This is a genomic window from Inquilinus sp. CA228, assembly GCF_052078665.1.
GTDB lineage: Bacteria > Pseudomonadota > Alphaproteobacteria > DSM-16000 > Inquilinaceae > Inquilinus.
Genome location: NZ_JBQJIK010000126.1, coordinates 1 through 14,694, shown reverse-complemented (window position 1 = coordinate 14,694; position 14,694 = coordinate 1). Strand labels below are relative to the sequence as shown.

At 69.9% G+C, this 14,694-nt stretch carries 13 protein-coding genes and 1 pseudogene; 6 read left to right on the top strand and 8 right to left on the bottom strand.

The genetic code is table 11. The features are described 5' to 3' along the window. Positions 1 to 179: pseudogene (locus ACTOWL_RS36155) on the bottom strand (S-(hydroxymethyl)glutathione dehydrogenase); the annotation flags it as partial. A gap of 287 nt (positions 180 to 466) precedes the next feature. Between ACTOWL_RS36155 and ACTOWL_RS36150 the strand changes: the two are divergent. Then, positions 467 to 1,570 carry an FIST N-terminal domain-containing protein gene (locus tag ACTOWL_RS36150; protein WP_441326153.1) on the top strand — a complete coding sequence of 368 codons (1,104 nt, stop codon included), beginning with the start codon at positions 467 to 469 and terminating at the stop codon, positions 1,568 to 1,570. 3 nt (positions 1,571 to 1,573) lie between these two features. Continuing rightward, positions 1,574 to 4,264: a NahK/ErcS family hybrid sensor histidine kinase/response regulator gene (locus tag ACTOWL_RS36145; RefSeq protein ID WP_441326152.1), complete on the top strand. Its 2,691-nt coding sequence runs from the start codon at positions 1,574 to 1,576 to the stop codon at positions 4,262 to 4,264. Between the two features lie 4 nt (positions 4,265 to 4,268). On the opposite strand, the gene ACTOWL_RS36140 is transcribed toward ACTOWL_RS36145, so the two are convergent. The 7 genes from ACTOWL_RS36140 to ACTOWL_RS36110 form a co-directional block, all read right to left on the bottom strand. After that, on the bottom strand, positions 4,269 to 4,991 hold the full coding sequence (locus tag ACTOWL_RS36140; protein WP_441326151.1) for a MucR family transcriptional regulator: 723 nt from the start codon (positions 4,989 to 4,991) through the stop codon (positions 4,269 to 4,271). A 317-nt stretch (positions 4,992 to 5,308) separates the two neighbouring features. After that, positions 5,309 to 5,719, bottom strand: a complete 411-nt coding sequence (locus tag ACTOWL_RS36135; protein ID WP_441326150.1) for a hypothetical protein — start codon at positions 5,717 to 5,719, stop codon at positions 5,309 to 5,311. A 21-nt stretch (positions 5,720 to 5,740) separates the two neighbouring features. Further along, positions 5,741 to 6,394, bottom strand: coding sequence for a response regulator transcription factor (locus ACTOWL_RS36130; protein WP_441326149.1), 654 nt, complete (start codon positions 6,392 to 6,394; stop codon positions 5,741 to 5,743). Positions 6,395 to 6,513: 119 nt separating this feature from the next. Continuing rightward, complete coding sequence (locus tag ACTOWL_RS36125; RefSeq protein WP_441326148.1) at positions 6,514 to 7,257, bottom strand: SDR family NAD(P)-dependent oxidoreductase; 744 nt, start codon at positions 7,255 to 7,257, stop codon at positions 6,514 to 6,516. Between the two features lie 15 nt (positions 7,258 to 7,272). Further along, positions 7,273 to 8,295: a hydroxyacid dehydrogenase gene (locus tag ACTOWL_RS36120; RefSeq protein WP_441326147.1), complete on the bottom strand. Its 1,023-nt coding sequence runs from the start codon at positions 8,293 to 8,295 to the stop codon at positions 7,273 to 7,275. A 25-nt stretch (positions 8,296 to 8,320) separates the two neighbouring features. Further along, positions 8,321 to 9,046: an SDR family oxidoreductase gene (locus ACTOWL_RS36115; protein ID WP_441326146.1), complete on the bottom strand. Its 726-nt coding sequence runs from the start codon at positions 9,044 to 9,046 to the stop codon at positions 8,321 to 8,323. A gap of 2 nt (positions 9,047 to 9,048) precedes the next feature. Beyond that, positions 9,049 to 10,116, bottom strand: a complete 1,068-nt coding sequence (locus tag ACTOWL_RS36110; protein WP_441326145.1) for a LacI family DNA-binding transcriptional regulator — start codon at positions 10,114 to 10,116, stop codon at positions 9,049 to 9,051. 221 nt (positions 10,117 to 10,337) lie between these two features. On the opposite strand from ACTOWL_RS36110, the gene ACTOWL_RS36105 reads away from it, so the two are divergent. From ACTOWL_RS36105 to ACTOWL_RS36090, 4 genes are read left to right on the top strand one after another with little or no spacing between them, the layout of a single operon-like run. Then, positions 10,338 to 11,630: an ABC transporter substrate-binding protein gene (locus ACTOWL_RS36105; protein WP_441326144.1), complete on the top strand. Its 1,293-nt coding sequence runs from the start codon at positions 10,338 to 10,340 to the stop codon at positions 11,628 to 11,630. Continuing rightward, positions 11,627 to 12,532: a carbohydrate ABC transporter permease gene (locus ACTOWL_RS36100; RefSeq protein ID WP_441326143.1), complete on the top strand. Its 906-nt coding sequence runs from the start codon at positions 11,627 to 11,629 to the stop codon at positions 12,530 to 12,532. The genes ACTOWL_RS36105 and ACTOWL_RS36100 overlap by 4 nt, the downstream gene beginning before the upstream one ends. Then, positions 12,529 to 13,425: a carbohydrate ABC transporter permease gene (locus ACTOWL_RS36095; protein ID WP_441326142.1), complete on the top strand. Its 897-nt coding sequence runs from the start codon at positions 12,529 to 12,531 to the stop codon at positions 13,423 to 13,425. Before ACTOWL_RS36100 ends, ACTOWL_RS36095 begins: the two co-directional genes overlap by 4 nt. Positions 13,426 to 13,429: 4 nt before the next feature. Next, a complete protein-coding gene (locus ACTOWL_RS36090) occupies positions 13,430 to 14,536 on the top strand; it encodes an Ldh family oxidoreductase (RefSeq protein WP_441326141.1) in 1,107 nt (368 codons plus the stop codon). Positions 14,537 to 14,694: the final 158 nt, after the last annotated feature.

Sequence of the window (14,694 nt, the reverse complement as noted above, 5' to 3'; positions counted from 1 at the left end):
AGGATCGACGGGAACAGCCCTTCCGGATCCGCCCCCGACAGCGTGAACTCGTCGGTGTGGCAGATCCCGGTCGCCTTGATCTCGACCAGCACCTCGCCGAACTTCGGACCCTCCAGGTCCACCTCCATGATCTCCAGAGGCTTACCAGCAGCCACGGCTACGGCGGCACGCGTCTTCATCGGCTTCCTCCATGTCTGTCGCGCCGTCCGTGCGGACGCGTGCCCGGGTCGCGCCACGGCCGTTCGAACCGGCGCCGGAACCTCGGGAAAACGGTACCGGCAAAGAAACACCGGCCGGAATAGGACTTTGGCACAAGCGAGAACCGGCCCAATAATTGGACCTTGGATCAGTGGTCCCCGCCAGAGGGGCCCGATAAGCTTCTCGGGAGGAAGTGATGTCCCAAGCCAGCGAAGCCAAGGAGAGGACGGCCGTCGTCAGCCCAAGCGGCATCCGTCGGGGAATGAGCATGAAGGCGTCGACGGAGGACGCGGTCGAGGAACTGCTGGCGGCGATCGCCCAGGACCGGATGGAGATGGTCCTGCTGTTCTGCTCGCCCACCTACGACCTGCCGGCGGTGCTGGCCGAGATCGGCCGGCGCGCGCCACAGGTGCGGGTGCTGGGCTGCACCACCGCCGGCGAAATCACCCCGGCCGGCTACCGCCAGGGCACCATCACCGGCCTGAGCCTGTCCGCCGAGCATTTCGCGACCTCGGTCCTGCTGATCGAGCCGATGAGCTTCGAGATCGCCGACGGCGCCGCCGTCGCCAAGACGCTGCTGGCCGAGCATGAGGCCCACTACCAGCACCGCTTCGACCCGTCGCGCAGCTTCGCGCTGCTGATCAATGACGGGCTGTCGATGCATGAGGAGATCATCGTCAGCGCGCTGGGCGATGCCCTCGGCGAGATCCCGCTGGTCGGCGGCTCGGCCGGGGACAACCTGGCGTTCCGCGAGACCGCGATCTTCCTCGACGGCAAGGTGCTGTCGAGCGCTTCACTGCTGGTGCTGGTGTCGACCGACCTGGCGTTCCGGGTGTTCGAGCGGCAGCATTTCCAGGCGCTGGACCAGAAGATGGTGGTGACCCGGGCCGACCCGGCGCGGCGGGTGGTGATGGAGATCAACGCCGAACCGGCGGCCGAGGAATACGCCCGGCTGATCGGGCTGGAGCCGGCCGAGCTGACGCCGCTGGTCTTCGCCTCGCACCCGCTGGTGGTCAAGGCCGGCGGCCGCCACTATGTCCGCGCCATCCAGCGGGTCGACGAGGCCGGCTGCCTGCATTTCTTCTGCGCCATCGACGAGGGAATCATCCTGAGCGTCGCAAAGAGCGGCGATCTGGTCGCGAATCTGTCCTCGCTGTTCGACGAGTTGCGCGCGGAATTGGGCAGCATCGACGCCGTGATCGGCTTCGACTGCGTGCTGCGCTATGTCGAGATGGAACAGCGCCAGATGCTGACCGAGGCCTCGAAGATCATGGCCCAGAACAATGTCGTCGGCTTCAACACCTATGGCGAGCAGTTCGGCATGATGCATGTCAGCCAGACCTTCACCGGGATCGCCTTCGGGCCGGGCTGAGCCATGGGGCGGGAGGTCGCGCAGCAGGATCGGACGGAGGTCGGCCAGGAGGCCGAGCTGCGGCGCCACATCGCCAAGCTGTCGGAGATCAACCGGGCCCTGATGCAGCGGGTCGAGCACAGCCTCGACATGCAGGGCAACGCCTATCAGCTGTTCCAGACCGCAATCCTCCTGGACCAGAAGGTGCGCGACCGGACGCGCGAGCTGGAGCACGCGCTGAAGGCGGTCGAGCAGTCGAACCTCGAGCTCAGCGAGGCGATCGTCACCAGCCGCACGGCGCAGAACCGGCTGCAGGACGCGATCGACAGCATCTCCGAAGGCTTCGCCATCTTCGACCCGGACGACCGGCTGGTGCTGTTCAACCGCCGCTTCCTCGACTTCTGGCCGCGGCTGACCGACAGCATCCGGCCCGGCCTGTCGCTCGGCGCGCTGATCCATCTCGGCCTCGACGCCGGCATCATCCAGTCGGACGGGATGACGCCGGAGGCCTGGATGGCCGAGCGCCGGCTGCAGCGGGCCTCGACCCGCGACGGCGGCGCCCAGCGCTGGGTCTATGCCCTGGCCGACGGGCGCTGGGTCCAGGTCAACGACCGGCGGTCGACCGAGGGCGGCATCGCCTCGATCTACACCGACATCACCGACGTCAAGGACGCCGAGCGGCAGGAGCGCGAGAAGGCGCTGGCCGAGCGCTCGGCCCATCTGCAGGCGACGCTGGAGAGCATGTCGATCGGCGTCGCCGTGTTCGACCGCGACCAGCATCTGGTGACCGCCAACCGGCGCTACGGCGAGCTGCTGGAGCTGCCGGCCGAGCTGCGCCGCGCCGGCGCCTCCTACCGCCGGTTCCAGGAGTTCAACGACGCCCGCGGCGCCCCGGCGCTGGGCACCGCCGCGCCGATCGGCCCCGGCTCGGCCCGCGGCGTAACCCGAGGTTCGGGCCCGCCGGCCGAGGTGGCGCTGAACGGCCGCTGGTTCGAGGTCAAGGGCGACCCGATGCCGGATGGCGGCTTCGTCACCTCCTATGTCGAGATCACCGAGCGCAAGATGGCCGAGGAGGCCCTCTTGGACAGCGAGCAGCGGATCCGGCTGTTCGCCAATGCGGTGCCGACCATGATCTCCTATGTCGACCGCGACCAGCGCTACCGCTTCGTCAACCGCGCCTACCGCGCCGCCTATGCGCCGAACGGCACGCCGATCCTGGGCCAGACGCTGCGCGCCGTGCTGGGCGAGGCCGAATACCGTCCACGCCAGCCCTTCATCGAGCGGGCGCTGGCCGGCGCCACCGTCACCTTCGACCTGCCGCTGCCGGGGGCCGGCGACGAGACCCGGTTCGGCTTCGCCACCTATGTGCCGCACCGCAGCCATCGCGACGAGGTGGTCGGCTTCTTCACCCTGATCCAGGACATCACCGAGCGCCGGCGGGCCGAGCGCATCCTGGAGGCGGCCAACGAGGAGCTGGAGCGGCGGGTGCATGAGCGAACCGCCACCCTGTCCCGGCTGAACGAGGCGCTGTCGGCGGAGGTGGAGAAGCGCCGCCGCATCGCCCGCGAGCTGCGCGTCGCCAAGACCGAGGCGGAGCGGGCCAATGTCAGCAAGACCAAATTCCTGGCCGATGCCAGCCACGACCTGCTGCAACCGCTGAACGCCGCCCGGCTGTTCGTCGCCACGCTGGAGGATACCACCCTGCCGGCCGAGGGCGAGGCCCTGCTGGGCAAGATCGACCATGCGCTGGAGAACGTCGAGGAGCTGCTGAACATCCTGCTCGACATCTCCAAGCTCGACGCCGGCCGGGTCGGCGCCAACCTGCAGAGCGTGGCGCTGCCGCCGCTGATGGAGGCGCTGCACGACGAGATCGCGCCGCTGGCCCAGCGCAAGGGGCTGGGCTTCACCCTGCTGCCCTGCTCGCTGACCGTCTGCTCCGACCCGCAGCTGCTGCGCCGCCTGCTGCAGAACTTCCTGACCAACGCCGTGCGCTATACCCCTGCCGGGCGGATCCTGTTCGGCGCCCGCCGCCGCGGCGGCAAGGTCGAGCTGCAGGTGATCGACACCGGCATCGGCATCCCGCAGGAGCGGCTGGACGAGATCTTCGAGGAGTTCCGCCGGCTGGACGGGCCGGAGGGCAAGGCCGAGGCCGGGCAGAAGGGCTATGGCCTGGGCCTGTCGATCGTGCGCCGGATCAGCCGGCTGCTCGGCACCGAGATCAAGGTGCGCTCGACCGTCGGCCGCGGCTCGGCCTTCTCGGTGGTGCTGCCGCTGACCGACCCGGCGCAGCTCTGCGCGCCGCCGCGGCCGGTCGCGGCGGCCGTGATGCCGGGCGCGGTCGATCGGGTGCGGGTGCGGGTGGTCGACAACGATCCCGCCATCCTGGACGGCATGACCCGGCTGCTGCGCAGCTGGGGCTGCCGGGTCGCCGCCGCGGCCGGCCGGGCCGGGGCGGAGGCGCGGATCGGGGCGGAGGAGGGCTTCCGGCCGGACATCGTCCTGGCCGACTACCACCTCGACGCCGGGCAACGCGGCACCGAGCTGATCATCGCCTTGCGCCACGCCCTGGACGAGGAGATCCCGGCCGCGGTGATCACCGCCGACCGCAGCCCGGAGGTGCAGTCGATGGTGCAGGCGCTATCCGGGGTCAGCCTGCTGACCAAGCCGATCAAGCCGGCCCGGCTGCGCGCGCTCATTGCATCGGCGCGGCGGTGAGCCGTCACCTGGCAGGGCGCCGCCCCAGCTTCCGGGCCTTGGCGCGGGCCGAGCACATCTCGGTATAGCCGGGCGCGGTCATCGGATAGCTCGCCGGCAGCCCCCAGCGGTCGCGGTATTCGTCCGGCGTCAGGTTGTACGCCGCCTTGATGTACCGCTTCATCGACCGGAACCGCCGGCCGTCCTCCAGGCAGATGATGTAGTCGGGCATGACCGACAGGCCGACGGGGACCGCGGGACGGCGACCGGTCTCCGGCGGCCGCTCCGGCCCCCTGTCGGACGTCGAGATCTGCTCCAGCACACCGTGCAGATCGGCGATCAGCTTCGGCAGCGCCTGACTGTCCACCGAATTGCGGGCGAGATAGGCCAGGACGATGTCGACCGTCCAAGAAACCGCATTGCCCTCCCCCCGCTCCGCCGCGGACCGGGGGTCGGCCATCGGCTCGGTCGCGGGCCGGCCGGCGGACTCGTCGCCGTGCTCGGCCGGACCATCGGACGGGACGGTCCCGGCCAGCCGCAGCGGAGCCGGGCCGCCTTCCGCCCCGGTTGAGCCCGAGGCTTGGCCCGGCCTTCGATCGGCACCCCGCGCGATCGCTGCCTGTGCGATCGCGTCAATGACGGGAATGATGACGGGATGCTCGTGGGCTCCGGATTTCGACAGCACGATCAACCTCGCAACAATTATACTCTGAATTTCGAGAAGATTGCGCCAAATGATTGCAGACATTTGTCATATCAATTCCGAATGCAACCACGCAGACGAGATTTGTAACTGAACGTTGCCGACTCCGAGGTTTACAAGAAATTAAACCTATGACCCAAACAGAGCCCTGCCCTACCGATTCGCGCCGCCGGGAGTCTCAAATTGAGGAATTTAATCCTTATCACTTACGAAAGATTCATCCCGGCTGCGCCCTATGAGTATCCTTTGTCCAGGGCCACCAGGCGCCTCGGCCGCGAGTTCGGCGCCGAAGGGATCGGACATTACGTCGAGCACAGGGCAATCAGCGTGTAAGGCTTCGGTAGGCTGCGGGCGGGTCCGGCTCAATGGCCGAACGGCTTCGGGCCCGTCCAGCCGAACACGCCGATGACCGGCGGCTCGATCGTGGTGATCAGCCATCGGTCCGGCGCCAGCCAGGACATCGCCCTGAAGCTGACGGTGAGCCTGCCCGTCTCCTGCCACCAGGCCATCAGGGCATCCGGGGCATCCCATTCCTTGGGCTGATACTGGAACGGTAGGCCCTGCGCATTCAACGCCGCCATCGTCGCGAACAGATCCTCGTTTTCCCAGGCCGGCCCCTCGCCGGAAAACGGGATCTCCGAGGGCACCCCGGACGCAGCGGCGCCGCCGAGGATGATACGGTTGTCCGAGAGACGGACGACACGGGGCGGCGGAGCCTCGCCGGGTCGGCCATGCTGAACGGCGAAGGGAAGCCTTCGTCCCGGATAGGCCATGCGCCCGGACCAAGCCTGGCCTCAGAGAGCGCGGCGATACTTCTGGAACAGGATCACCGCCTGGGTGCGGCTGGAGACGCCGAGCTTCTGCAGCAGGCTGGAGACATGCGCCTTGACGGTGGTGATCTGGACGTCGATGGCGTAGGCGATCTGCTTGTTCAGCAGGCCCTCGGCCATCAGCTCCAGCACCTTGCGCTGCTGGTTGGTCAAGAGTTCGAACCGGCAGCGCACCGCCTCGTCCAGCGGCTCGTCCTCCTCCAGCTCGCCCGGCCCGATCACGTCGAGCCCTTCCGACGGGGTGAAGCTGCCGCCGTCGAGGATGGTGGAGATGGCGGAGACGATGGCGTCGCGCGACAGCGACTTCGGGATGTAGCCGACGGCGCCGGCGTCGAAGCATTCGCGCATCACGAAGCTGTCGGCCAGGGCCGAGATCACCGCCACCGGCACGTCCGGCCGGCGGGTGCGCAGCGAGCGCACGCCCTTGACCCCGTTCATCCCCGGCATGCGGAGGTCGAGCAGGATCAGGTCGATGTCCATCACCGAGGCGATGCGCTCCACCGCCTCGCCGAAGGTGCCGCTCTCGAGCACGTCGACCTGATCGTCGAGCGATTTCAGGGTGCCGACGAGTGCCTCACGGAACATCGGGTGATCGTCAGCGACCAGGACCGTGCGCATCGGCGACATCCTTGTCTCGGCGGCAAGTGTGGAATTGAACGCCGCGGGAGTCGCCGGGTCAAGCAAGAAGCATCGGCCTTGGTCCTAGGTCGTAGGCGGGGCGAACCCCGCCGGGACCGTCAGAAGCCGTTGCCGCCGTTGATCTGGATGATCTCGCCGGCCAGGAAGGAGGCGCGGTCCGAGGCCAGATAGAGCACCGCCTCGGCCACGTCCTCGGGCGTGCCCTCGCGGCGCAACGGCGTGCGCTCGACCACCGCGGCGCGGCCCTGCGGCGTGTTGAAGACGTCGTGGAAGCGGGTGCCGATCAGCCCCGGCGCGACGCCGTTCACCCGGATGCCGAGCGGCCCGACCTCCTTGGCCAGGCTGCGGGTGAAGGTGGCGACCGCCCCCTTGGTGGCGGCGTAATGCGAGGCGCCGGGGCCGCCGCCGTCGAAGGCGGCCAGCGACGCCATGGTGACGATGGCGCCGCTGCGGCGCGGCTCCATCGACCGCAGCGCCGCCTGGCAGCACAGGAAGGTGCTGGTCAGGTTGACCGCGATCGCTCGGCTCCACAGCTCCAGGGACGTGTCGACGCAGCGGCTGCGCTGCAGCAGGCCGCCGGCATTGGCGAACAGCACGTCGAGCGGCCCGAACTCGCGCTCGGTGCGGGCGAAGATTTCGGTCACCGCCTCCGGCCGGGTCAGGTCGGCCGGCAGCGCCAGGGCCTTGGCGCCCAGTTCGGCCGACAGCGCCGCCGCCTCGTCGCGGCTGGTGGCGTAAGTGAAGGCGACCCTGGCGCCTTCCTTGGCGAAGGCGCGGGTGGCGGCGGCGCCGATGCCCGAGGCGCCGCCGGTGACGAGCACGACCTTGTCCTGGAAGCTCATGATTGGGTTCCTCTCTCAAGCCATCGTGGCGAGCATCGCCGGCGTCACCCGGTGGCGCAGGGGTTCGCCGGCCAGGAAGCGGCGGATCTCGTCGACCGTGGTCGCGCCCTGGCGCTTGTGCGAATCCGCGCTGTGGCCGGCGGCGTGCGGCGACAGCACGACGTTCGGCAGGGTCCGGAACGGGCTGTCGGCCGGCAGCGGCTCCTGGTCGAAGACGTCGAGCGCGGCGGTGAAGCGGCCGGTGCGCAGCGCGGCGAGCAGCGCCGCCTCGTCGACCAGCGACGGGCGGGCGGTGTTGATGAACAGGCAGCCGTCGCGCAGCCGCGCCAGCTGGGCCGCGTCGATCATGTGCCGCGTCTCCGCCAGCGCCGGGGCGTGCAGCGAGACGATGTCGCAGCCGGCCAGCAGCGCGTCGAGGCTGGCGCGCTCGACCCCGAGCTCGGCCGCCTTCTCCGCCGTCAGATACGGGTCGGAGACCAGCAGGCGGCAGCCGAAGGCCCGGAACAGCCCGATCACCAGCCGGCCGACATAGCCGGCGCCGACGATGCCGACCGTCTGCGCGCCCAAGAGCCGGCCGAGATGGCGCTGGCGCAGGTCGAGCCAGCCTTCGCCGGCCTTCATCCCGGCATCGTGCTTGTGCGGCTCGCGCAGGATCGACAGGGTCTGGGCGATCACGAACTCGGCCACCGATTCCGCGATGTTGACCGCGGCGTGGGAGACCTGGAGGCGGCCGCTCTCGATCGCCGTGGCAGGCACCAGGCGGCGGACGCTGCCGGCGGAATGGGCGACCAGAACCAGCCCCGGCCGGGCCGCCAGCACCTCGTCGCCGATCGGCGGCGTGCCCCAGCCGGTCAGCGCCGCGACGGCGCCGTCGAGCAGCCGGGGAAGGGTCTCCGCGGTCAGCTCGCCCGGCCCCGGCCCCGGCGCCCGCACCGTGGCGGCGGCGGCCAGCGCCTCCTCCGCCGCGGGCGGGATCATCTGCGCCCGCATCTCCGGCGTCAGCAGCAGCGTCACCACCGGCTTGGATCCTGTCGACATCTTCACGTCCTCTGATGGGGGCCGGTCAGCTCCGGCTCGGCTGCAGCATGATCTCGGCGACATGGGCGCGCGGCGGCAGCGCCATGACGAACAGGCAGGCGGCGGCGACATCCTCCGGCTGCAACGCCGCCCGGCGCGCCTCCGCCGGCACCGGCACCGGCCGCTTGTCGAGCAGCGGCGTGTCGGTCATGCCGGGCAGGATCACGGTCAGGCGCAGGCCGTTCTCGCGCTCCTCCTCCATCACCGCATGCGACAGCGCCATCACCCCGGCCTTGGTCGCCTGGTAGGCGGCGCCGGAGCGGTCGGGCTTGCGCGCGGCGACCGAGGCGATGTGGATGATGAGGCCCTGGCCGCGGCCGCGCATGCCGGGCAGCACGGCGCGGGTCAGGTTGAAGGCGACGGTGAGGTTGGCGTCGACCATGCCGGCCCAGCTGTCCGGCGTCAGCTCGCCGAAGGCCCGGCGGGCGATGTTGTTGCCGACCGAGTTGACCACGATGTCGATCGCCCCGGCATGCGGCGCCAGCGCCGCGTCCAGCGCCGCCGCATCGGCGGCGTCCACAGCGATCGCCACCGCCGGCCGGTCCGGCGCGATCTCCCGCACTTCGGCCGCCACCGCATCCAGCCGCGCCCGGTCGCGGCCGAGGAGGAGCAACGAGCCTCCCTCCCCCGCGGCGGCCAGCGCCGTCGCCCGGCCCATGCCGCTGCTGGCGCCGGCGACCAGGATCGTCCGGCCGGAAAGCACACCCGCCATCGTCACACTCCTTGTTTCGGCTGCGAGCCGTGCGACGGCGGTGCCGTCGAGGCCCGCACGATCAGCTGGGGCATGGCGCTGACATGCGCCTCCTGCCCCTCATCGGTGCCCTCGAGCACCCGGATCAATGCCCCGACCGCGGCCTCCGCCATCGGCGCCAGGGGCTGGCGCACCGTGGTCAGCGCCGGATGCACCACGGCGGCCAGGTCGATGTCGTCGAAGCCGACGATCGAGATGTCGCCGGGGATCGCGGCACCGAGGTCGCGAGCGCCGGCGTAGGCGCCCATCGCGTACATGTCGTTCACCGCGACCACGGCGGTCGGCGGGGCGTCGCGGCTGAGCAGCTCGCGGATGCCGATGCGGCCGAGCTCCGGCCCCTCGGTGTCGCCGTAGCCGCCGATGCCGGCGCCCTGCCAGACCAGGTCCGGGTCGAGCGTCAGCCCCGCCTTGGCCATCGCCGCCCGCAGCCCGTCGAGCCGGCCGACGCGGCTGGAGGTCCTGATCGGGCCCGACAGGAAGCCGATGCGGCGGTGGCCGAGGCCGACCAGGTGCTGGCCGGCCAGCCGGGCGCCGAGCTCGTTGTCGACGCTGACGCTGCAGGCCACCACATCCTCCGCCCCGTGGCCCCTGCGGTCGAAGGCGGCGACCACCAGGCCGCGGCGGGTCAGATGGGCGATGTGGTCGAAGGACAGCGGCGACGAGCTGAAGATCACCCCGCGCACGCCGGAGGACAGCAGCGTCTCGGCATAGCGGGCCTCGAGCTGCGGGTCGCGCTCGGCGTTGCAGAACAGCACCTTGTAGCCCAGCGCGGTGGCCGCGCGCTCGACCTTGTGCGCCAGCGCGCCCCAGAACGGGTTGGCGACCGACGGCACGATCAGCCCGATGGTGCGGTTGCGGCCGGATTTGAACTGCTGGGCCAGCGCGTTCGGGGTGTAGCCGAGCTGCTCGATCGCCCGCAGCACCCGCGCCTTGGTCTCGGCCTGCATGCGCCCATGCCGGCCGTTCAGCACGTTCGACACCGTGCTGGCCGAGACGTTCGCTGCCCGCGCCACGTCTAGAATGCTCGCCACGATCCCCCGGTCCATCCGTCAGTACAACGTTTTATCACGAATAGCGCCGGCTCGGCGTCGCTGTCAAATGGCCGATCAAGAAAGCAGGCAGGAGCTGCGAAAATCCTCTGTGTTGACTCGTTCGGCGATGTTGGTGTTACGTTGCACCAACCGAGCACCAATCAGCCGGTCATGGTGAAGGGCGCGGCAAGCGCACCACCGCCCATGGGGGAGGACCCGACATGTCCAGGACACTCAATCGACGCGACGCGCTGCGGCACGGGGCCGGGCTGATGGGAGGACTGGCCCTTGCCGGCCTCACACCTCGCGCCTTCGCCCAGGCCACGGCCCGCATCCGCTTCGGCGGCTATGTCGAGTCGCAGGAGCAGCTGAAGCAGACGCTGGCGACACTGAAGGCCTATAGCGACCGCAATCCGGGGGTCGAGATCGTCCCGGAATTCACCAGTTTCGGCGCCTTCACCGACAAGCTGGCGACCGAGGCCGCGGGCGGCAACGCCCCCGACATGTTCAGCGTCAATGTCGACCTGCTGGGCGAATACGCCCGGCGCGGCGTGCTGGCGCCGCTGAACGGCTACATCCCGAAGCCGCTCGACCTGTCGGACTATGTCGACGGGGCGATCAAGGCCGGCACGCTGGGCGGCCAGCTCTACGCCATCCCGAACGACTGCATCGCCCCGGCGATCACGCTGAAGCCGTCGGTGTTCGAGGAGACCGGCGTCCCCCTGCCCGACCAGATGTGGACCTGGGAGCAGATGGCCGAGACCGCGGTCGCGATCACCAAGGCCAAGGGCCCGCGCTTCTGGGGGCTGGAGGATGCGGGGGCGAACTACATCCCCTGCGACGTCTTCCTGCGCGGCCGGGGCAAGTCGATGTTCACGCCGGAGCGGCAATTCGGCTTCGCCCGCGAGGACATGGCCGAATGGTTCGCCTATTGGGGCCGGCTGCGCGATGCCGGCGGCGTCCCGCCCGGCGAGGTGCAGGCGCTGGCGACCGGCGACGACCCGGCCCTGACCGGCCTGATCTCCGGCCGCACCGCGATGTTCCCGTCGCTGACCGACAACTTCGCCGGGCTGCAGGCGCTGACCGAGGACCCGCTGGCGCTGCACATGCTGCCGAACGGCTTCCAGGGCGGCACGCTGGCCCAGCACCACTACACCTATGCCGGCAACTCCACCGGGCTGTGGATCAAGTCGCCGCACAAGGACCGGATCATCGACATCATCCGCTTCATGCATTTCGACCCGGCCGGCGTCGAGCTGTACTACCGCGGCAGCGGCGTGGTGCCGGCGTCCAGGGCCGGCCGGGCGGCGCTGGCGAAGGAGGGCACCGACTCCGACCGCAAGATCATCGCCTATATCGACCTCTTGCAGCAGAACCCGGCGGCGCCGCGCTATCCAGGCGTGACCGGGATGTCGAACATGCTGCGCCGGGCCAACGAGGCGGTGGCGTTCGGCAAGATGAAGCCGCAGGAGGCCGCCGACCAGTTCATCGGCGAAGCGAAGGCCCGGCTGTGAGGAGGCGGGGCGTCGGCAGCACGGCGGAGCAGAACGGCGCCGCCTTCCTGTTCCTGGCGCCGTGGATCGTCGGCGCCCTGTGCCTGACGCTGGGGCCGATCCTGGCGTCGCTGTACCTGTCCTTCACCAGCTACGACCTGTTCAACCCGCCGGTCTGGGCCGGGCTGCACAATTACCAGCGGCTGCTGTTCGAGGACCCGCGCTACCTCCAGGCGGTCAAGGTCACCTTCAGCTACGTGTTCCTGTCGGTGCCGCTGAAGCTGGCCTTCGCCCTGGCCGTGGCGGTGATGCTGAACCGCGGCATCGCGTTCCTCGGAATCTATCGCGGCCTGTACTACCTGCCCTCGCTGCTGGGCGGCAGCGTCGCCGTCGCCATCATGTGGCGGCAGATCTTCAGCTATGACGGGCTGATCAACCACGTGCTGCTGTGGTTCGGCATCGACGGGCCGAGCTGGATCTCGAACCCGGACACCGCCCTCTACACCCTGGTCAGCCTGGCGGTGTGGCAGTTCGGGTCGCCGATGATCATCTTCCTGGCCGGGCTGAAGCAGATCCCGCAGGACCTGTACGACGCCGCCGCGGTCGACGGCGCCGGGCCGGTCACCAAGTTCCTGCGCATCACCCTGCCGCTGCTGACGCCGATCATCTTCTTCAACTTCGTGATGCAGATGATCGGCGCGTTCCAGGCCTTCACCCCGTCCTTCATCATCAGCAACGGCACCGGCGGGCCGGCGGATTCGACGCTGTTCTACACCCTCTATCTCTACGAGCAGGGCTTCACCAACTTCCAGATGGGCTACGCCTCGGCCATGGCCTGGATCCTGGTCGGCATCATCGCCACGGCCACCGCCGTGGCCTTCCTGTCGGCCCGCTTCTGGGTGCATTACGGGGACGGGCGATGACGGCCCCGGCGCAGGACAGCGGCCGCATGCGCGCCGGCTCCCAGCCCCTGCCCTTCTGGATGGCCGATGTCCGGCCGAAGCGGATCCTGATCCACCTGGCGCTGATCGCCGGCGCCGTGGTGATGATCTACCCGCTGCTGTGGCTGGCCAGCAGCTCGGTCAAGCCGTCGACCCTGATCTTCTCCGACCCCGGGCTGTGGCCCTCGAAGCTGCGGCTGCAGAACTACGCCGATGGCTGGCGCGGCGCCGCCCTGCCCTTCAGCGTGTTCTTCGGCAACTCCTTCCTGATCTCGGCCCTGGCCGTGATCGGCAACGTCATGGCCTGCAGCCTGGTCGCCTACGCCTTCGCCCGGCTGAACTTCCGGTTCAAGCGCACCCTGTTCGCGCTGATGCTGGCCACCATCATGCTGCCGCTGCACGCGACGCTGATCCCGCAATACATCCTGTTCCACAGCCTGGGCTGGGTGAACACGATCCTGCCGCTGGTGGTGCCGAAGTTCCTGGCGGCCGACGCCTTCTTCGTCTTCCTGATGGTGCAGTTCATCCGCGGCATCCCGCGCGAGCTGGACGAGGCCGCGGCGATCGACGGCGCCGGGCCGTTCCGGATCTACCGCTCGATCATCCTGCCGCTGCTGACCCCGGCCCTGGTCACCACCGCGGTGTTCTCCTTCATCTGGACCTATGAGGATTTCCTGACGCCGCTGGTCTACCTGACCGACATGGCCTCCTATACGGTGCCGCAGGGGCTGCGGCTGTTCATGGCCTCGACCGGCGTCTCGGCCTGGGGCCCGATGCTGGCGATGTCGCTGCTGTCGCTGGTCCCCCTGTTCGTCCTGTTCTTCGTGTTTCAGCGCCGGCTGATCGAAGGCATCGCGACGACAGGCATCAAATGAACCGATGGGACCCACGATGCTGATCCGCCACGACACCCTGACCCAGCTGGTCGGGGACATCTTCGCCGCCCAGGGCTGCAGCGCCGCCGAGAGCGAGCGCATCGCCCGCTATCTCGTCGCCGCCAACCTGACCGGGCATGACAGCCACGGCGTCATCCGCGTGCCGCGCTATGTCGCCATGCTCGCCGCCGACGAGGTGCGGCGCGACGTCACCGCCGAGATCGTCACCGACACCCCCGCCTTCGCCCTGGTCGATGGCGGCTACGGCTTCGGCCAGACGGTCGGGCCGCAGGCGGTGCAGCTCGGCATCGCCAAGGCGCTCACGGGCGGCGTCGCCGTGGTCGGGCTGCGCCATGCCGGCCATCTCGGCCGCATCGGCGAATGGGCGGAGATGGCGGCGCAGGCCGGCCTGTGCTCGCTGCACTTCGTCAATGTCGCCGGCAGCGAGCTGGTGGCGCCCTTCGGCGGGGTCGAGCGGCGCTTCTCCACCGCCCCCTTCGCCGCCGGCTTCCTGGTGCCCGGCCGGGCGCCGGTGGTGCTGGACTTCGCCACCTCGCTGGTGGCCGAGGGCAAGGTGCTGGTGGCGGCCAATGGCGGCAAGCCCCTGCCCGAGGGCGCACTGATCGAGCCGGACGGCACGCTGAGCCAGAACCCCGACACGCTGTACGGCCCGCCGGTCGCCGGCAAGGCGCGCAACGCCCAGAACGGCCTCGGCGCCATCCGCGCCTTCGGCGAGCACAAGGGGTCGGGCCTGGCCCTGATCTGCGAGCTGGTGGCCGGCGCCCTGACCGGGTCGGGCTGCGCCGGGCCGGGGCCGCGCCGGTTCTGCAACGGCATGCTGTCGATCTACATGGCGCCTGGCCAGTTCGGCTCGGTCGAGGATCTGGCGGCCGAGACCACGCGCTACATCGACTATTTCAAGGCCTGCCGCCCGGCGGAGGCCGGCGGCGAGGTGCTGCTGCCCGGCGAGCCCGAGGCGCGCCGCCGCGCCGAGCGCATCGCCGGCGGCGTGCCCCTGAGCGACGAGGTCTGGCGCAGCCTGGCCGCGACCGCCCAGGCCGCCAGCCTCGACATCGCCCGCTATCCGACCCTGCCGGCCGCCGGAGCATGACCATTTTCGGAATTCGCCCATTTGGATCGGCCATGCCTTCTATCCTCCCCCTCCCCTTGCGGGAGGGGGTAGGGGGAGGGGTCTGGCGCCGATGGAATGATGTCGAGCGTCATTCCGGGTCGGCGGGACTCCTGGATGATCCCGGGCAGCGCTTGTCG